Source organism: Mangrovibacterium diazotrophicum, from assembly GCF_003610535.1.
Lineage (GTDB): Bacteria > Bacteroidota > Bacteroidia > Bacteroidales > Prolixibacteraceae > Mangrovibacterium > Mangrovibacterium diazotrophicum.
Genome location: NZ_RAPN01000001.1, coordinates 2,306,793 through 2,325,609, shown reverse-complemented (window position 1 = coordinate 2,325,609; position 18,817 = coordinate 2,306,793). Strand labels below are relative to the sequence as shown.

The following is an 18,817-nucleotide window of genomic DNA, read 5'->3' as shown; positions in this document are numbered from 1 at the left end:
CAACTAGTAATTAGCAACCAACGACCAGTAACCAGGATATGAAAACAAAAGGTATTCGATTATATGGCAAGAAGGACTTGCGGATGGAAGAGTTTGAACTTCCGAAAATTACAGCTGATGAGATTTTAGCAAAGGTGGTGTCCGACAGTATTTGCATGTCGTCCTACAAAGCGGCGTCGCAGGGGAGCGACCACAAGCGGATCCCGGATGATGTAGCGGAAAAACCAATCCTGATCGGGCACGAGTTTGCCGGCGAGTTGGTTGAAATTGGTGCCAATTGGCAACATAAATTCAAAGCCGGGCAGAAGTTTTCCATTCAGCCGGCAATCTATTACGAAGAAGGCCCGGTTGGCGTGTTGAGTGCTCCCGGATATTCTTATCAATACATCGGCGGTGACGCCACTTATGTCATCATTCCGAAAGATGTGCTGGTGCAGGATTGTTTGCTGGCCTATGAAGGACCTGGCTATTACCCGGCGTCGCTGGCCGAACCACTGAGCTGTGTGATTGGCGCCATGCATGCCAACTATCACACCAAGCCGGGCTCGTATGTGCACCAAATGGAAATTATTGACGGTGGTAAAATGGCAATCCTGGCAGGTGTTGGCCCGATGGGCCTGGCTGCCATCAATTACGTCATCATGCGCGAAGATCGCAAGCCGTCGTTGATGGTGGTAACAGATATTGATCAGTCGCGTTTGGATCGGGCAGCTTCAATCTATTCACCCGAATGGGCAAAATCGAAAGGGATTGAGTTGATTTATCTGAACACAAGCGGCGAAAATCCGGTGCAAAAGTTACGCGACCTGACAGGTGGCGAAGGCTACAATGATGTGTTTGTATTTGCGCCGGTTCCTCCGGTTATTGAGCAGGGCGATGCTATCCTTTCGAACGATGGCTGTTTGAACTTCTTTGCCGGGCCGGGCAACGCGGATTTCACGGCGAAAATGAACTTCTACAACGTTCATTACGCTTCAACCCACATTGTGGGAACATCGGGCGGTAACAACGACGACATGGTAGAATCGCTGGAAATGTTCGGCAAAGGATTGGATCCTGCCGGGCTGGTTACTCATGTTGGTGGCTTGAATGCGGTGATTGATACGACTTTGCATTTGCCGGAAATCCCGGGTGGCAAAAAGTTAATCTACACGCACAAGGACATTCCGCTGACTGCCATTGCTGAATTTAAAGAAAAAGGTAAATCTGATCCTCTGTTTGCAGGTCTGCACGAGATTTGCCAGCGAAATAACGAACTTTGGTCCGTCGAAGCTGAAGAGTTCCTGTTGGCGAATGCCAATGATATTTAATTGAGGTACTTAAGGACTGCTTTGCACGGCCGGCTGTCGACAATTGTTGAGACTTAAAATAAGAAAGACGATATGATTTACATGGCAGACACGGCTGATTTGGCAGCCTTGAAAGATTTGTACAGCTTTTTTCCGTTGGAAGGTGTGACAACCAACCCGACGATTTTGAAACAGTCGGGAAATAAGTTGTCGGTGGCAATCGAAAACATTTTGAAACTGATTGGTCACGGGATGATTCACGTGCAGGTGATGAGCGAAGAAGCAGAAGATATTGTTCGCGAAGCAAAGACTTACAAAAACTTCTTCGATATCGGCGATAATTTTTACGCGAAAATCCCGGTGACTCCGGAAGGATACAAAGCGATGACAATTTTGAAAGACGCCGGAATCAATGTTACTGCAACAGCAATCTTTACCCAGCAGCAAGCCCTGGTAGCGGCGAAAGCCGGTGCTGATTTCGTTGCTCCTTACGTGAGCCGTTTGGATAACATTTCGTCACACGGTATTGAAGTTGTTCGCGATATTGCCAAAAACATGAACGATTTTAAATTACCGACCAAAGTGTTGGCCGCCAGCTTTAAAACAGTCGACCAGATCCATCGCGTGAGCATGGTGGGATCGCACTCGGCAACTGTGGGCCCCGAATTGTTGATGCAATTGATTAAGCACCCGATGACTGATATCAGTGTCGCAACATTCCTGGAAGACGGGAAAGATTTATACGATATTTCATTTTAGGATTTGAAATATACCATGACTTCAACAGAAAGGGCCTTCGGGCCCTTTTTTTATTATTTTGGGTTAGGGAGGGAGACATCTCGGACGGTTAAAAAAAAGTTGAAGGTTTCGTGATACAATAATCAGTTTTGGTTGTTAGTTAGATGATAGATGAATCTTTCAGCTTGCAGTGTTTCCGGCACATTTTTTAATTTAGTTCGAAGAATTGACCGAAAACGAGGGCGATTTGTGCTGATCTGCTTCAGAATGTTTAAACTGCATAAAAATTAAACGAGAGTGAGAATAGCGAACTGGACACGCAGGCTGAATGCCTTGGTAATTATTGGTGTGCTTTTGACCGGCAATGTTGCCTGGGGCCAGATTGAAGATGGCGGTTTACCTGCATCGTTCGCAACTAATCTCAAAGCAGCGGCAATCATTTCTCAAAAATCACTCAACCCAATTGATCTTCAGGAGCAAATTTCGCTTGATGAAAAAGACGGCGTTCAAAACCGATATGGGGTAGTTGAAGATGTTGCGCTGGATATCCGGAAAGCTGGCAGCTATTCCCAAACCGGTAATATGAATATTTGGAGGTTGCAGCTAAGTGCCGATGAGGCGCTGTCGCTGGCAGTAATCTTGAGTACTTTTGATATTCCGGAGGGTGCCTCTCTGTATGTTTACACGCCCGATCAGCAAACCGTTCGAGGGGCTTATACCTGGCAAAACAAGAAGGAGAGCGGTCTTTTCCGGGTTGGCGACCTGATGGGTGACCAATTGATTGTTGAGTATGACGAACCGGTTTCGGCGAGTTTCGAAGGTGGCGTTGTCATTGGTGCTGTTGTGAAAGCTTATCGCAGCCTTGAAGCAAACGCCAACGAGCGAATCCAGATTAATTGCCCGGAAGGGGAGGACTGGCAGGAGCAGAAGAAAGCGGTGTGCATGATCACTTTTAGCGACGGAACTTACAGCTATTATTGTAGCGGTGCACTACTGAATAATGCCCGCGAAGATGGAACGCCTTATTTCCTGACGGCCAATCACTGTATTTCTTCAACCACCGAAGCATCAACATTGGTTGCCTACTTCAATTACGAGAATTCAACCTGCGAATCTTCCGACGCAAGCCTGAGTCAGTCGGTGTCGGGCGCGAGCCTGCGAGCTTCCAATCAATATTCAGATTTTACACTGCTCGAATTACAGGAATATCCGCCCAAAGAATACAATCCTTTTTTCGCAGGCTGGGACGTTAGCGGTTCCACATCCGAATCCGGAACCTGTATTCATCATCCAAAGGGGAGCACGAAATGTATTGCTCTGGACTATGATGAGGTGACAGGTAACAGTTACACCGTGCGCTGGGATGATGGAACAATCTCCCAACCCAACTCACACTGGGAAGTGGATTACGATGCGGGTATTGACGAAGGTGGTTCGTCGGGAGCTCCGTTGTTCAATCAGGACAAGCTTCTAGTTGGCCAATTGCACGGTGGCGACGACAATTCGTCTCTTTTCGGAAAGCTTTCCCTGTCGTGGGATTATCGCTCGGAGTCGGATCGCCAGCTAAAACATTGGCTCGACCCGGATGATACCGGGATGGAACAAATTGAAGGGCTGGAAGCCTATACCCGGCCGGTCGCCGCTTTTTCTGCGGAAGTGTCAATTTTATGTCTCTCGGAAAACCTGATCTTGTCCGACGAATCGAAATATTCACCGGAGAGCTGGAGTTGGGAAATTTCGCCTTCAACTTATGTTTTTGTAAATGGAACCTCTGCCTCTTCTCAAAACCCGGAGGTGCAATTTTTAAGCGAAGGTGTTTACTCGGTAAGCCTGACCGTTGCAAATGAGAACGGAAGCGACGAGCTGGTAGAAGGTGATTTTGTTTCAGTTTATGCGCAGTTGCCCGTTCGTTTGGCGGGCCTTCCCGACGAGATGACGATGTGCGGCTGGGAGCTTGATGGTTACGAGTTTGTGGCAGAGGGGGCACCGGAGTACAGTCTGGAGCTAACGGCCGAGAGTAAATTTGTGGTGACACAAACTGACAATGTGTTTTCGGTTAGTTTGTCGGACGAAGGTCGCGAGGAAGGCTCTTTTGATACCTATGCGAAAATAACCGGTACGCAAGGTGGGTGCTCTGCATCCGACAGTGTCCTGATTCATGTCATCATCCCCGAAAACGACAATGTAGCGCAGGCGGTTGCTTTAAGGTTGGGGAACAACGGTTATTATTCAAACGCGTGTGCCACGGTTGAAGACAATGAGCCTTCACCGGAAACCGCTGGTTGTTCGATCGCCAATAATTGGTGTCCACCGAACGGCACCGATGTGCTGGATAATTCAATTTGGTTTTATTTTGAAGGACCATCGAGCAGCTCGATAACCATTCAGACAGAGGGCATCGATTCTCAGATTGCGGTCTACCGTGCAACAACAGCCGATTATCTGTTGTCGGGAAGTACAGCCTCCTATAATCTGGTTGGTGCCTCGGAACGGGATGCTGACGGAAATGATGCTGCTGCAATTGAAAATCTTTCGGTCACTCCCGGCGCAAAATACTGGTTGCAGGTGGATGGTACCGATGCAGCTGAAGGCGAGATTGGCTTGCGTTTGTTGACCAATTCCATCGAGGTTTATCCGAATCCGTCTTCGGGACTTTATCACTTGACTGTCGCAAGTGTTGAAGGCGGCGAAGCGGAGCTGTTTGTTTATAATCAGCTTGGGCAGATGGTTTACTCGGGAACGGGAACGTTCGATCAGGATGAAAATACTATCGATTTCGATTTGTCAAATAATCCGGCAGGAATCTACTATTTCCGGGCGTCGATCAATGGCGAGATGATGTCGAAGAAATTGATCCTTGTCAAGTAGTCGATTATTTCTCTAGCTGAGCGGAAGGGCAAAAGTGACAGTAGTGCCTTTCTTAATTTCGCTTTGGATGGTGATGAAACCGCCTTGTTTTTCACTGAATTCGCGGCAGAGCATCAGACCCAGGCCGCTGCCCTGTTCGTTGGCAGTTCCAATCGTAGTGTCAGCCAGCTTGAAGTTGAAAATAGTGCCCAGGCGATCTGCAGCAATTCCAACTCCTGTGTCAGTCACAGTCACTCCCTGGTAGCGAATTCCATCTTTCTCAATCGTTTGGTTCGAAACAACAATTTTACCTTTTGTCGGGGTAAATTTCAGCGCATTCGAAACCAGGTTCCGGATAATCGTCAGCGTCACATACTGGTCGCAAACAATCCTGGCATCCTCTTTCACCTCGTTGATGAGCGCGACATTCTTGATCTCAGCGTTGACGATGTGTGAGTCAATAGCATCGTCGGCCAAGTGGAAGAGGTTGTGTTCTTCCTTGTTTATAATCAGGGAATTTCGTTGGGTGTGCGACCAGCTTAGCAAGTTTTCAAGCAGGTCGTAAAGGTTTGAGCTGGCCGAGTGGATCGAAGTGAGCATCCGTTTGTTCTTTTTTTGATCCGCACATTCTACTTCGTTCAGCATGATTTCGGTCAGCATTTTGAAGCTACCGACAGGGCTTCGCAAATCGTGAGCGATAATTGAAAAGAACTTGTCTTTCACATCGTTCAACTCTTTCATGCGTTGCTCCGATTTACGCAGGTTTTGTTCGTTCTCCTTGCGGTCGGTAATGTCGTAGGCATTCATAATCACCCGGTGAGGCGATTTGTAGGATATCCGTGCGGAAAACCAGTGTTTTTTCCCGCTGATGTCGAGTGGGTATTCAATCTCCACCAAATCCTTTAAGGCGAGACATCTTTTGATGGCAGACATGAACAGATCGGCCATTTCCGAGTCGAATATCTCGGTTACTCGCTTGCCCAGCAATTGCTTCTCTTCTTTGTACAGCAATTCCTTGTTGGTTTCGGGGATGCGAATGTATTCGCCTTCATCGGAAAATTCGATAATCAGGTTCTGCATCGACCGGAACACTGCTTTCAGTTCTTTCTCGTTCGCATTGACTTTAAACTGAGTACGCAACAGCAACCAGAATAAAATGCTGATGATAAAGGCGCTGATGATCATGATGTAATCCAGCGTTTTGTCCTGATCGAAGAAGTGTGTCCAACCTTTTAACGGTGTTGCTGCCAGGATCCAGTTGCCGTCGGGAAGATTAATTTTGATCTCTACAGGTGTTTGATCAAAAACGGCTGAGTCGCCGAAAAAGACAGCTCCGTTTTCGCCCGTTCCGTCCATACCCCGCATTGCAAACTCGAAATTATTCTCGGTATCAACCAATCCGGCATCTTCGAAAAGCTCGTCTTTTTTGATGACAATATCGGTCATTCCCCAAAAACGTTCCGAGCTGTCAGTATTTTTGGTAAAGATGGGCGTATAGCTGATGAATGCGACTCCGCCTTCAATCAATTCAACCGGGCCGGCAATAAAGGTCTTACGGGTTCGGATCGTTTTCTCCACAACCTCTTTTCGCTTGGGGTGAGCCATCAGGTTTAATCCAATGGCAGCTTCGTGCCCTGCGAGTGGGTAAATAGCATTAATAATTCCATCGCGCGAGAGCGACATGGTTGAAATAACCGGGTCGTTTTGAACGAGTTGCTGGGCCAGGTTGTAAAACTCCCTGTCGGTAATGTCGGGCTGGATGGAAACAAAGGCAGCGATTCCTTTGGTATAGTAAACGCGTGAAGAAAGGGCTTTTTCGATCCTCGACTTTTTCATCACCAGCGTTTCCAACAGGCTGTTACGAATATCTTTCTCCCAAAGTCCGCGACGGTACGAGGCATAATAGTACGATACCGTTAGCAGGAAAATGAGGAATAGAAGCGCGTAAAGTGCCGGCAGAAAAATTCTGAAAGGTGTCCTGTTCACTCTGGAGCTCATCTGGTTGATCGAATGATTGCGTAGGCGAAAATATAAAAAAGTTGACCCAAATCAGAATGATTGCGGGTCAACTTTATATTTTAGACCAATGGTTCCTGTAAAAAGGACTAAATGGACGTCTTTTTCGGCAATTATTTCACCAAATTCGAGATTGCTTTGAACTCAGGAGCCGAAGCTGTTCTTGTCAATTCGAATAAAATGGATTCGTATGAAGTCATCATGATGCCTTCAAAGCGGAAGCGCTCTGCTGCCAGATCGATGTTGTCGAAAGAGCGTGATGATACGCAGTCCATGACAATCACCGGGTTCAGGCCGGCTTCTTTTAAATCGAGTGCTGTTTGAAGTACACACACGTGGCTCTCAATACCACAGATGATAATATTTGTTGCGTGCAGCTTCTCCAATTCAGCGGCAAAGTTAGCGTCATCGCAACAGCTAAAATCTTTTTTCTCGATGGTTTTAAAGTCTTTGATAATGCTCCGGATCGGCTCTATTGTTTCGCCTAATCCTTTGCTGTACTGCTGTGTAACCAGTAGCGGGAGTCCCAATTCCTGCAGACCGTTGATCAGAATCTGACAATTGTGCAGCAATTCTTCCTGTCCTTCCATCGCGGGTACCAGGCGCTCCTGCATGTCGATCACTAAACCAACCGTATTTTCTCTGTTAATTCGCATGATTTTTTATTTTTTTCTCGCCGTAAAAATACCCTAATTTATTTTGTTTCGGTGATCTTCGGGCGATTTATTCAGCGGAACTTCACGGAGGTTTCAAATTGGTTTAACACGAGTTTTGTTCCGCTCGCTTACTTCGATAACTGGTCAGGTGTCAGCCGGGCCTGGCGGCGCGATTTGTCACCCAAATAACCGCCATGGTGACGTTTGGCATATTCCGCATTGGTGAAGCCAATGCGTTTCATCATCAGTACAACCAGGATATCGCCAATAACGGTCATCGTTGTCGTTGACGTACTTGGAGTGAGGCCGAGGGTGCATACTTCAGCAGGGTTTCCGGTGAACAAGGTTACATTGGCCATTTTGCACAATTCGCCGTCCGGGTTTCCGGTAATCACAATGATCGGCAGGTTCGGCCACAGGTTGTCGGCCAGATCGACTAGCTCCAGAATTTCGCGTGTTTTGCCTGAGTTGGAGATCAGCAATAACACGTCGTTGGGTTGAATAACACCCAAATCACCGTGCTGGGCATCGCTCGGGTGCAGAAAAACAGCCGGGGTTCCGGTTGAACTGAACGTGGTGGCGATGTTTAAAGCAATTTGTCCTGCTTTCCCCATTCCGCTGGCTACCAGCTTTCCATGTAACTGATGGACATGCTTCTCAATCAGTTCAATGGCGCGCTCATACTGATCACTTACCGGTATGTTTTGAATGGCTTCCGCCTCATGGTTTATTAATCGTTGTACTTCGTTGATCATAGGTTTATTGATTTGAAACAACTGCAAAGCTAATTCAAAAATCAAGGAATTCAAGCGATAAAAATCAGGTGCCCGAACCGCTTGGAATCACTTGATTGGCGGCCGTTCGTGTTAAAATGGCAAATTCTGGAAAATGTCCAAACAATTCGGATAAAGCGGTGTTGATATGTTTTAAAATAGAACAAAATCTGACTTTGTTCCATTTTTGAAAACCTGTGAATTAATAATTTTAACAAATTAGGATACTGACCTATAAAAATTAATTATTTCAAACTATGAACATACACGAGTATCAAGCCAGAGCCATCTTCAAGAAATATGGCATTCCTGTACCCAATTCAGTATTGTGCCATACGGTTGAGGAAGTAAAAGAAGCAATGGCAAGTATCGATCACCTGGTGGTGGTAAAAGCCCAGGTTTTAGTTGGCGGACGTGGTAAAGCCGGTGGTGTGAAACTGGCGAAAACAAAAGACGAAGCCGTAAAAGCAGCCGAACAAATCCTAGGAATGGATATTAAAGGCTTCACAGTTGAAAAAGTGCTTGTTGCCGATGCAGCCGACATAGCCAAAGAGTACTATGTGGGCTTGGTGAGCGACCGCAACTCCAAGTCGGTTACCCTGATGGTGAGTGCCGAAGGCGGTGTCGAAATCGAGGAAGTGGCGAAAAACACGCCCGAGTTGATCTACAAGTTCAACATCGATCCGATGACCGGCCTGCTGGACTTCCAGGCTCGCAACATTGCCCTGAAGTTGTTCAAAGATGTGAAGCTGGCCCGTAAAGCAGCTGATATTTTCCAAAAGTTGTACCAGATCTACCTGGATACGGACTCTACACTAGCTGAAATTAACCCATTGGTGGTAACGCCTGATAACGACATTTTAGCCATCGACGGCAAAATGAACTTCGATGACAACGCGCTGTATCGTCAACCGGAGCTGTTGGCTATTCGCGAAGTCGACGAGGACGAACAAAAGGAAATTGACGCCAAAGAAAAAGGCCTTTCTTACATCAAACTGGATGGAAACATTGGTTGTATGGTGAACGGTGCCGGTTTGGCGATGGCAACCATGGATATGATCAAGTTGTATGGTGGAAGCCCGGCAAACTTCCTCGATATCGGTGGTAGTTCGAATCCGCAAAAAGTGGTTGATGCCATGAATATTTTGCTTTCGGATAAAAACGTGGAAGCGATGATGATCAATATCTTCGGTGGAATCACCCGTTGCGATGATGTTGCCCGTGGTTTGATCACAGCCCTTGACATTATTAAACCAAAAATCCCAATTGTTGTGCGCCTTTCAGGTACCAATGCAGCCGAAGGTTTAGCTATTTTGAAAGCAACCGGCTTGCCAACGGTATCAACTATGAGCGAAGCGGCTCAGAAAGCAATTGAGTTAAGTAAGAAGTAGTGGAAAAACCGAAATCAAAAAAGAAGAATTACAATGAGTATACTCGTTAATAAAGATACAAAGCTGGTGGTTCAGGGAATCACTGGTCGCGATGGCCAATTTCACGCCGGCCGAATGAAAGCATACGGAACACAGGTTGTAGCAGGTACGTCACCGGGTAAAGGCGGCACAATAGTCGAAGGTATTCCTGTTTTCGATACGGTTGAGGAAGCTGTAAAAGCAACAGGAGCCAACGCATCAATCATTTTTGTACCCGCTCCGTTTGCTGCTGATGCGATTCTCGAAGCGTCGTATGCAGGGGTTGACCTGGTAATTTGTATTTCAGAAGGGGTGCCAATTTTGGATATGATCCGTGTGACGCCAATTATTAAAAAGAACGGTACCAAACTCATCGGGCCAAACTGCCCGGGGCTGATTACGCCGGATGAAGCATTGATCGGAATTTCTCCGGCCATGATCTTCAAAAGAGGGAATATTGGTTTGATGTCGCGTAGTGGTACCTTGACCTATGAAGTGGTAAACATGTTGACCGAAAACAACATGGGACAAAGTACCGTTGTTGGTATTGGTGGCGATCCGGTTGCCGGATTGTACTACATCGACCTGCTGGAGATGTATGAAAATGACCCGGAAACAGAAGCAATTGTCTTGATTGGCGAAATTGGTGGCGACGCTGAAGAACAGGCTGCAGAATACATTGCCAAGCATGTAACCAAGCCGGTTGTGTCGTTCATCGCTGGTCAAACAGCTCCTCCCGGAAAACGCATGGGCCACGCCGGTGCGATCATTTCCAGCGGCTCGGGAACGGCTGAAGACAAGATTAAAGCATTTGCAAAAGCTGGTGTTCCGGTGGCAAAAGAACCATCTGAAATTCCAGGCTTGTTAAAGGAAAAAATGGCGAAAGCTTCCGTTTAGGCTATTCGTTCATAAAATGATATGTGGAAATCCTGCAAGAAATTGCGGGATTTCTTTGTTTTTGGCCCGCCGAAAGGCGCAAAACCTATCAGATTTAAAGGATTTGCTTTAACTTTAGTTGATCATCATTGTTTCAAAGAAGACTAATATCGACCCATGGCGCATTCTCCCGAGGAAAAGTACAAGGCTATAAAAGAGCGGATGCTCGTTTCGCTGAATTTTGAGGCGGAATTACTTGACGCATATCAGACTACAGGATTGCCTGAAAAAAATGCGACGATTTATCCGGAGTATTCAGCTCAGTTGTCTGCATTACTGAGCAGCAACCTGAATACGATGCAGCTGAGTTCGTTTATGTCGGCCTTCAATAACATGGAGGAGCTCCGCGCGAGTTTCGATAGCTATGTCGAGACCAAAAAGGAGAAGCAAGCGCTGGAACGCTTTTACTCGATTGAGGGCGATCGTATTCCTGTTCGGGTGCGTAAGCTGGGCAAGCGCTTTGCACTCAAAATGGGTTGGCTATTCACGGGTTTTGCCAATCTGTTCCGAAAGGAGAAAAAGGGAAAGGAGTTCTGGTCGCACGAAATTCCGGAGCTGGCACTTGCCGAACATGTTTTTATGAACCGGTTTTGCGAAGATCTGCTTCCGTTTTTAGATCAGCTGCTGCAAAATCGCGAGATTCGAATTCGGCAGTTTTATGTGCTCGACCGAGAGTTGGAGCAATTCCAGTTATTGGGTGAAGAGCATGAAGGCTTTACGGAAACAGTGGAGCAGTTGAAAGAAGATCTGGAGATTGACCGAAAAGAAATCGAAACCTTCTTCGAGAAGGAGTCCGTCGAATTGGAAAAGCAATTTAATTCGCTAAGCCAAATTGCCGGGACCTTCGAGTTTCCATTGCGAAAATTGAAGCCGGCTAAGTTGGCAAAAAGAGCCAAAGAAGTGACCGGTCGGCTGGATCGGGTGCTCAATGAGCAATTGATGGTGTTTTTTGCCATTGGCGAACACTGGCGACTCAAGTTGCATAACCGCGATCTCATTTTTAAACTGAAAGATCAATCGCAGGAGCAGGGCTCTGTTCTTTTGGATTTGATCAATAACGAACTAAAGCCGGCTTTTGTCAACCTGAAGAAAGATCTGAACGCCTTCGCTACTGAAGATGTCAGTACTTGGGAGGATCGCAAAAAAGTGCTCGAGATCAGATCCTTCGTTAAGCAGCGGATGCCGGAGCTGATTCAGTTGGTGTTTCAATCCAAATTGACCAGCCAGATCGATCGGCCGGTTAACGAGTTGGAACAGGCGATTGAAGCCGGTCCCGAGTTGCACCAATTTGCAGCTCCCGTTTTCGACGGCAAGAAGATCAGCCGGAAATCCTTTGATCCGGTGAAGACCCGCGAACTTTTGAAAGGAAGTGTTCTGAGCCCCTTGAAAGTGGAGTTTACCGAAGAACGAAAGAAATTTATGAGCCTGGTGCAGAAGCTGAACACCAGCCTCGAAGAAATTCAATATGCCGCGAACTACAGCGTAGATTTCTATTTTTCGCAGAAACGCGATGAGAACGCACCGGGCGAATTTGCTGAAAGCCTGAAGAGGAGTGTTAAAAAGGCCGACGAAAACCTTAGTTACCTGGGAGCGATGCAGGAACTGATTACGGAAACTTTCTCTCGGATGACTCAGGTTTTTGCCGAACAGGTTTTGCAGTATTTCGAGCCACACCGCCTGCATCAGTCCGAAAAGATTAACCAGCGCCGCGAGTTCATTTCGCGCCGGAAAGCACAAATCCGCGATTTCTGGAAGCAGACCGTCAAGTATTCAATTCACTACTTTAAAAAAGGCAAGGAACTCTATTCGGCCTGGACCAGTAAATATTTCAACCTTCGTAATCTGCTGGGCATTTCGTACGAGAAAGCGCCGATCAGCGCTGAGTTGGCCAACTACCTGTCTGAAACCAAGCAGGCCATCCGCCGTTTGCCGCTGATGTACCAAAAGTTGTTCGAGAACGTGCCGCTCAAAGAAGAGCGTTTCTACATCGCGCGCCGCATTGAGATACAGCGGCTGAACGACGCTTTCGAAAACTGGAAAGCCGGGCGGTTTTCGCCGGTCTGTGTTGTCGGGGAGCAGGGGAGCGGGATTACCACGATTCTGAATTTCTTCGCTAAATCAACAGCCAAAGAACTTTCGGTAACCCGTTTGGAGGTTGTTCAGAACATTACAGAAGAAGAACAATTGCTAAAACTGCTCTCAAAGGCTTTTCCCTCAATCACCTTTAACTCGGTGGGCGAGCTGATTGCCGAAATTCAGGAAATGGACGAAACACGTGTCATTGTCCTCGAAAACATTCATAACCTGTTTATCCGAAGCAGCGGTAATTTTAGGAACCTGCACCACTTATTTAAACTGATTAGCCAGACGAACGGTAAGGTTTTCTGGTTGACCAGCTGTTACATTTACAGCTGGAAATTGCTCGATTTCACCAACGATATTGCTGGTTATTTTGCTTACGTTATCGAATTTAGCCCGATGAATCTCGAGCAATTGCGCGATGCGATTTTGAAACGCCACCAGGTGAGTGGATTCTCATTGACCTACCTGGAACCTGAGAATTTTGCACCCAAAAAGACTTACCAGAAAATGAGCGACGAAGACAAGCAGCTTTTTCTGAAAAACATGTTTTTTGAAGAGCTGGGACAATATGCGCAGTCGAACCTCAGCCTGGCGTTTATCTTTTGGTTGAGGGCCATTCAAAAGGTGGAAGACGGCGAAATCTTCATTCAGCAAAAACGTGTGAACTTTAGTTTCCTCAACTCGCTGAAGACCCCGGAACTGACCACGCTCCACGCTATCTTGATTCATGGGGGACTGGATTTGAATGCACACAGCCAAATCTTCCGTTGCAGTGCCGAGAGTAGTTTTCAAAAGCTGATGGTGCTGACCGACGACGGCTTGCTGGAGTTGCGCGACGACATTTACTTCATCAACCCCTTGGTTTACCGAATGCTGGTTAGTCAGCTCAAATCGTTGAATTTTATCTATTAGGCTATGCGAAAAAGAGCTTCTATACAATTGGGATTTTTGCTGGTGTTCCTGATGCTGGCCGTCACAGGGCGGGCAGCCGACACCACGCAGCAAAATGTACTGCAATTGCCCGATACCATCAATATGATCGTTTCACAAGGGGGACCGGTTGCTGTTGCCGATTCGGCTAGTGCAGCTGCCGACACCACGAAAACAACCGATGGTGGGTTGAAGAAAGCGGTGGAAAGCGGCCCCCCGGTCGAACTGAAGGAAATCTTCTCCTTTGCCAAGATTTTCTGGGCGATCGTTTTTTGCCTTGTTGGCTACTTTATCATTCGCTTCCTCTCCAAGAGTATCGAGGCGTGGTCCGAGAAGAATGCGGAGCGACGCATTAAGGGCAAGGCGCTTTTGCCGGTGGTGAAAATTGCCAGCTGGATTATTGTCAGTTACATTGTTATTCGCGGTATTTTCAATCCTCCGCTTGGCTCGTTGATTGCATTCGGCGCGTCCATTGGGGTGGCCATTGGATTTGCCGCGCAGGACTTGCTCAAAAATATTTTCGGTGGATTTGTCATACTGATTGACCGTCCCTTTAAGGTGGGCGATAAGATTGAGGTGGGCAGCGTGTACGGTGAGGTGCTCGACATGTCGCTGCGCTCGACCCGGATCCAAACGGCCGACGACTCGCTGGTTACCCTGCCCAATGGCGAACTGCTGAACCAGCCTATTTCCAACTCAAATTCGGGGGAATCGAACTGCCAGGTGGTAGCCGAAATTTACCTGCCCATCACGATCGACACGGTCAAGGTGCGGCAAATTGCTGTTGAAGCCGCGCAAACGTCTCAATATATTTACCTCGCCAAGCCCATTGCCGTTTTGTTTTTCAACGACATTAAGCACGACAAACTTTGCTACAAAATGCGACTGAAAGCCTACGTGATGGATATCCGCTACGAGTTCGCCTTTAAGAGTGAGATGACCGAAATCGTTATCAGTGAGTTGCTGAAAGCCGGTATTCTTGACCCGAAGATTTCGATTTAGACAGCTTTGGGGTTTAGGTTAGAATAGCAAAAAAGTGGGTTGGCAAGGCCGTACCCCAGGTTAGGACGTTAAAAAAGTAGGTTAGGGAGCTTCTAACCTTGGTTCGAGCCTCAAAAAAGTAGGTTAGTAAGGCCGTACCCCAGGTTAGAATGTTAAAAAAGTGGGTTAGAACCTCTGTACCCGGCAATATTCGGGCAAAATGCTTTTAAAAGCCAATGACGAGTAGGCGGGGAAGACTATCCGATTGCTGAACCTGTCTCCTGTGCCTTCCCTAAATTAGAAGCATGATTCTTCAATTTCGTAAGCAAGAAATTTTTTTTCATCCGCATGATTTTCCCAAATCACACTTCCCATCTAAAAATTGATTATTTGATTATGAAAAATTGTAAATTGGCAGGTGAACTTCGTTGAGTTGGATAGAAGCAAAATAGGAACAACTGGTGCTGTTCGTGGCTAGTTTTGGCAACAATTTGATGAAATGCATATAACTGATGAAACTAAAATGATGCAAAATATGAAATGCAAAATGAGTTCATTCATTTTTATGATAATTGTAGCGTTTGTTGTATCGGGGTGTCATGATGAAGACGTTCATAGATATATTTATTTGCAAAATAATTCTGATAAAACGATATATTATGGAATTTCATATTCATATCCAGATACCGCATACAAAATATTGCGGATATTCCGGGGCGAGACGGGAATATATCTCATCGGATTTTAGTTGATAACCAAGAGACTTTGCCGGCAGCAGATTTTGCTGTAAACGAAACGATGCAATTATTTTTATTTGATGGAGAGATTATAGAAAAAATACATTGGGATAGTATTGTTAAGTATAATGTGATTCTGAAACGGTATCAATATACAGAGGCAGATATGCAAAAGTCTGATTGGACAATATCATATAAGTAGCTTTACTATTTGAATAAATAAAATAAAAACTTAGGATTTGCAAATTACATCGCGGGTGTAGTGGCGTGCGTTGTGTCCATCCAGATACTGCGCCGAGTAAAATCTGCAAATAGTAGTATGTCAGTTAATTGGACTTGATCACTTCATTTAAAAAAGCATGGTAGTTTTTCAACTCCAGCGGCACATTCGCATTTTTCTCGATATCATGAAAATGGTGAGTTGCCAATAATTCCATTCCAGTGAAAGCATTCATTCTGTGAAATCCATACATGACGCCTTCATCAACACTCTTTTGATTGAAAAATTCGTTTTCCAATGTAAACGCCGTTTTAGGGGCATTCCAACTTGTTGTGAGAATGTATTTCTTCCCATGCAGCAAGCCCCCGGTTCCGTAATTAAAATCAGGATTTGTTCTGGTTCTTCCATCGCTGCTGTACATGCCGTTTTGATGTCCTGCAGTGAAGACAGTATCAAGGTATTTTTTAAAACCAAAGGGAACTTGAAACCACCAAATAGGCGTGTGGTAAATAATTAAGTCTGCCCATTTGAACTTTTCAACCTCCTCCAGGGGATCATAATCGGTACCGACTTCAGTTGACTTCACCTCTTTGTCGGCGATAGATTTAAAATACTCTGTTGTCGTTCTGAATAGAGTATCATTAAACCGACCTTCCGAATGGGCAAATGGATGACCTCCATTGATTACTAGTATGTTTTTCATTTTTCTTAATCATTAATTTCTGCAAAAATAAATCATGATAAGGCATTATTAAAATAATACAAATGATACCTTTGTATAAATAAATTGATATTAATGGTAAACCTTGAATGGTATCGGACTTTTAAGGAAATCTACGAGACAGGAACGCTGACGCAGGCTGCAGTCGCATTGTATTCTTCTCAACCGGGCGTTAGTGTCCATTTAAACTCGCTGGAAGCATATGTTGGGAAGAAATTGTTTGAAAGAACTTCTCGAAAAATGATTCCAACGGAAGAGGGAAAAATCTTATATGAGTGTATAATTGAACCATTAAATAAGCTGGAGATTGCAGAACAACATTTTAAAAAAACAACACAGGAAAAATACCCTTCTATCAATATTGGAATGTGTTCTGAGTTGTTTCAACTGGTTGTTGAACCGGAGATACCCACGCTGAACTTCGATTTGGTTGCTCGGTTCGGAGACCACAGCGAGTTAATCAAGGATCTGAATAATGGCTTATTGGACCTGGTTATTACGCCGCAAAAGCAAACCGATAAAAAATCGATTATTGACTATGTTCCTTTTACCAAAGAAAGAATTGTTTTAATTGCCGGAGTAAAAACGGATGTTTCTCTCGTAATGAAACATATCGAAGCGAATGACTGGAAGGAGTTGGAACGCGAATTATTGAAAAATACCTGGTACAGTTCGTCGAATGAAATGGAACATTTTAGACGGTTCTGGTTTGAGAATTTTAACCGGAAACCAACGTTTAAACCCAATTATATACTACCAAGTATAACCTCAATAATCAGGTGTTTGAATAATGGGAGCGGTTTTTCCATCGTTCCGGATTTTCTTTGTCAAGACGAGATTCTGACGAACAAGATTAACTTGATCTGGAAAGGAAAAGTAAAGACGGAAAACACACTTTATTTTGCTTCAAGAGGAGACTCAAAAAACAAGAAAGAGTTGGACGTGCTTCAAAATATATTTAAAACGAAAATGAAAAACGTTGCGCAACATTTAGGATAAAGAGGAGCTCGCTAACAGATTTTGTAAGTTTCAGGTAGAAAAGAAGGTAACCTATCAAAAAATGGGAACGTTCGTTTTCAACCATCGACCATTAAAGCTTGAATATTGTCGATTCGTTTTGCGTTCGGAGAAAGCGGTAGCTGAATGTTGGTGAAAAATCGTGTTGCTTTGCCCAATTGCAAAACCGTTTTGCAGTGTGTGGCTTTTACACACAAAATATGTAAGTTTAGTCCATTGTAGAAAATCGTAAGGGAATGGACGGAAAATCGTTGAGTATTGAAGAAGAAAAACTTCGCAACTTAATTGAATTGGCGACTGATGGTATCCTGCTTGGTTCGAATGAGGGGATCGTAATTGAGGCAAATTCAACATTTTGCCAGATGATTGGGCGCCCCAAAGAAGAGTTGGTGGGTTTATTTATTGCGGACATTCCTTTTGTGAAAGCAAGTGTTGAGCAAACTCCTTTCCGCTTCGACTTGCTACGCAGCGGACAATTGGTGGTGAGTGAGCGCGAGTTGATTCGTTCGGACGGAACGACAATTACCATTGAAATGCGCACGAAAATGATGCCCGATGGTACTTACCAATCGATTTACCGCGATATTTCGGAACGTAAAAAGTATGAATCGCAGCTGTTGGACTATGCCAACCAGCTGAGCAAGCTGAATGAAGATAAAGACCATTTTATTACCATTCTGGCGCACGATTTGGTCAGCCCGTTCAACACCATCCTGGGGTATTTGGGGGTTCTCAATTCGAATCTCGACAGTTATGACAGGTCGACAATCAAGAAGCAGGTCGAAATCGTCAATGAAGCTTCAACAAAGGCGTTCGATCTGTTGCAGGAAATTTTAACCTGGTCTCGCTCCACTTCCGGTACCATGAGCTTTGAGCCGGACTACTTCAACCTGAAAGACATTTGCCAGAAAACGATTGACATCTTGGAGCCGATTGCCGGGAACAAAAAGATCATCATTGCAAACAGAATTGACAAAAAGCTGCAGGTGTATACGGATGCGAACATGCTTCGGATTATTATCCGCAACCTGCTGACCAATGCATTGAAATTTACCAATCTCAATGGAAAAGTCAGCTTTGACGCCACAGAGAAAGATGGTCAAATCATCGTATCGGTGAAGGACACCGGTAAAGGTATCACGGAAGAAATATTAGCAACTTTATTCAAGAATATGCATAACCAGCCCACGCAGGGAACATCTCGGGAAATCGGGAATGGACTGGGCTTGGTAATTTGTAAAATGCTGGCCGAACGCCAGGGCGGATCGATATGGGTTGAAAGCGAAGTTGGCGTTGGCAGCACCTTTTATGTCAGTGTTCCAATTCAGGAAAGCTAAAGGCCGTCCGGTTGTAACGTCTCTTTATCCGGCGGATCGGCTGTTGCAATTTTCAGCAAACGATCTTTATAGCAGAAACAGATTTTGCGAATTGTTTTCGTGAAAGCTGTTCGGTTTTAACTATTCAA

The 18,817-nt window shown here is 45.4% G+C and carries 13 protein-coding genes; 9 read left to right on the top strand and 4 right to left on the bottom strand.

All coding sequences use genetic code 11. The annotated features are described in order from the left end of the window. Window positions 1-38: 38 nt before the first annotated feature. The 3 genes from BC643_RS09175 to BC643_RS09165 all read left to right on the top strand — a co-directional run bounded on the left by BC643_RS09175 (window position 39) and on the right by BC643_RS09165 (window position 4,895). On the top strand, window positions 39-1,310 hold the full coding sequence (locus BC643_RS09175) for a zinc-binding dehydrogenase (protein ID WP_120272798.1): 1,272 nt from the start codon (window positions 39-41) through the stop codon (window positions 1,308-1,310). 72 nt (window positions 1,311-1,382) lie between these two features. After that, window positions 1,383-2,048: a transaldolase family protein gene (locus BC643_RS09170; RefSeq protein ID WP_120272797.1), complete on the top strand. Its 666-nt coding sequence runs from the start codon at window positions 1,383-1,385 to the stop codon at window positions 2,046-2,048. A gap of 276 nt (window positions 2,049-2,324) precedes the next feature. Beyond that, the gene (locus BC643_RS09165) at window positions 2,325-4,895 is read left to right on the top strand and encodes a T9SS type A sorting domain-containing protein (protein WP_120272796.1); all 2,571 of its coding nucleotides are present in this window, start codon (window positions 2,325-2,327) and stop codon (window positions 4,893-4,895) included. Window positions 4,896-4,907: 12 nt separating this feature from the next. Here the strand turns inward: BC643_RS09165 and BC643_RS09160 are convergent, their stop codons facing one another. From BC643_RS09160 to BC643_RS09150, 3 genes are all read right to left on the bottom strand, one after another. Beyond that, on the bottom strand, window positions 4,908-6,860 hold the full coding sequence (locus BC643_RS09160; RefSeq protein WP_170154506.1) for a sensor histidine kinase: 1,953 nt from the start codon (window positions 6,858-6,860) through the stop codon (window positions 4,908-4,910). A 143-nt stretch (window positions 6,861-7,003) separates the two neighbouring features. Then, window positions 7,004-7,546, bottom strand: coding sequence for an isochorismatase family protein (locus BC643_RS09155; RefSeq protein ID WP_120272794.1), 543 nt, complete (start codon window positions 7,544-7,546; stop codon window positions 7,004-7,006). Window positions 7,547-7,674: 128 nt separating this feature from the next. Continuing rightward, entirely contained in the window at window positions 7,675-8,301 is a 627-nt protein-coding gene (locus BC643_RS09150) for an SIS domain-containing protein (protein ID WP_120274222.1), read from the bottom strand. 275 nt (window positions 8,302-8,576) lie between these two features. Here BC643_RS09150 and sucC point away from each other — a divergent pair, with 275 nt between their 5' ends. The 4 genes from sucC to BC643_RS09130 all read left to right on the top strand — a co-directional run bounded on the left by sucC (window position 8,577) and on the right by BC643_RS09130 (window position 14,678). Next, window positions 8,577-9,710: an ADP-forming succinate--CoA ligase subunit beta gene (gene sucC / locus BC643_RS09145; protein ID WP_120272793.1), complete on the top strand. Its 1,134-nt coding sequence runs from the start codon at window positions 8,577-8,579 to the stop codon at window positions 9,708-9,710. Window positions 9,711-9,743: 33 nt separating this feature from the next. Next, window positions 9,744-10,625 carry a succinate--CoA ligase subunit alpha gene (gene sucD, locus BC643_RS09140; protein WP_120272792.1) on the top strand — a complete coding sequence of 294 codons (882 nt, stop codon included), beginning with the start codon at window positions 9,744-9,746 and terminating at the stop codon, window positions 10,623-10,625. 156 nt (window positions 10,626-10,781) lie between these two features. Continuing rightward, window positions 10,782-13,658 (top strand): ATP-binding protein, encoded by a 2,877-nt coding sequence (locus tag BC643_RS09135; protein ID WP_120272791.1) that lies wholly within the window; start codon window positions 10,782-10,784, stop codon window positions 13,656-13,658. A gap of 3 nt (window positions 13,659-13,661) precedes the next feature. Beyond that, window positions 13,662-14,678, top strand: coding sequence for a mechanosensitive ion channel family protein (locus BC643_RS09130; RefSeq protein ID WP_211338022.1), 1,017 nt, complete (start codon window positions 13,662-13,664; stop codon window positions 14,676-14,678). Between the two features lie 1,042 nt (window positions 14,679-15,720). On the opposite strand, the gene BC643_RS09120 is transcribed toward BC643_RS09130, so the two are convergent. Next, the gene (locus tag BC643_RS09120; protein ID WP_120272789.1) at window positions 15,721-16,317 is read right to left on the bottom strand and encodes an NAD(P)H-dependent oxidoreductase; all 597 of its coding nucleotides are present in this window, start codon (window positions 16,315-16,317) and stop codon (window positions 15,721-15,723) included. Between the two features lie 93 nt (window positions 16,318-16,410). Here BC643_RS09120 and BC643_RS09115 point away from each other — a divergent pair, with 93 nt between their 5' ends. Both BC643_RS09115 and BC643_RS09110 read left to right on the top strand, forming a co-directional pair. Next, window positions 16,411-17,334: a LysR family transcriptional regulator gene (locus tag BC643_RS09115; protein WP_120272788.1), complete on the top strand. Its 924-nt coding sequence runs from the start codon at window positions 16,411-16,413 to the stop codon at window positions 17,332-17,334. 254 nt (window positions 17,335-17,588) lie between these two features. Continuing rightward, window positions 17,589-18,689 carry a PAS domain-containing sensor histidine kinase gene (locus BC643_RS09110; protein WP_120272787.1) on the top strand — a complete coding sequence of 367 codons (1,101 nt, stop codon included), beginning with the start codon at window positions 17,589-17,591 and terminating at the stop codon, window positions 18,687-18,689. Window positions 18,690-18,817 lie beyond the last annotated feature (128 nt).

Excerpts from the sequence above, each read along its gene's own strand:
- BC643_RS09175 (WP_120272798.1), top strand. The coding sequence starts at position 39 with ATGAAAACAAAAGGTATTCGATTATATGGCAAGAAGGACTTGCGGATG.
- BC643_RS09170 (WP_120272797.1), top strand. The coding sequence starts at position 1,383 with ATGATTTACATGGCAGACACGGCTGATTTGGCAGCCTTGAAAGATTTG.
- BC643_RS09155 (WP_120272794.1), bottom strand. The coding sequence starts at position 7,546 with ATGCGAATTAACAGAGAAAATACGGTTGGTTTAGTGATCGACATGCAG.
- BC643_RS09150 (WP_120274222.1), bottom strand. The coding sequence starts at position 8,301 with ATGATCAACGAAGTACAACGATTAATAAACCATGAGGCGGAAGCCATT.
- sucC (WP_120272793.1), top strand. The coding sequence starts at position 8,577 with ATGAACATACACGAGTATCAAGCCAGAGCCATCTTCAAGAAATATGGC.
- sucD (WP_120272792.1), top strand. The coding sequence starts at position 9,744 with ATGAGTATACTCGTTAATAAAGATACAAAGCTGGTGGTTCAGGGAATC.
- BC643_RS09135 (WP_120272791.1), top strand. The coding sequence starts at position 10,782 with ATGGCGCATTCTCCCGAGGAAAAGTACAAGGCTATAAAAGAGCGGATG.
- BC643_RS09130 (WP_211338022.1), top strand. The coding sequence starts at position 13,662 with ATGCGAAAAAGAGCTTCTATACAATTGGGATTTTTGCTGGTGTTCCTG.
- BC643_RS09120 (WP_120272789.1), bottom strand. The coding sequence starts at position 16,317 with ATGAAAAACATACTAGTAATCAATGGAGGTCATCCATTTGCCCATTCG.
- BC643_RS09115 (WP_120272788.1), top strand. The coding sequence starts at position 16,411 with ATGGTAAACCTTGAATGGTATCGGACTTTTAAGGAAATCTACGAGACA.
- BC643_RS09110 (WP_120272787.1), top strand. The coding sequence starts at position 17,589 with ATGGACGGAAAATCGTTGAGTATTGAAGAAGAAAAACTTCGCAACTTA.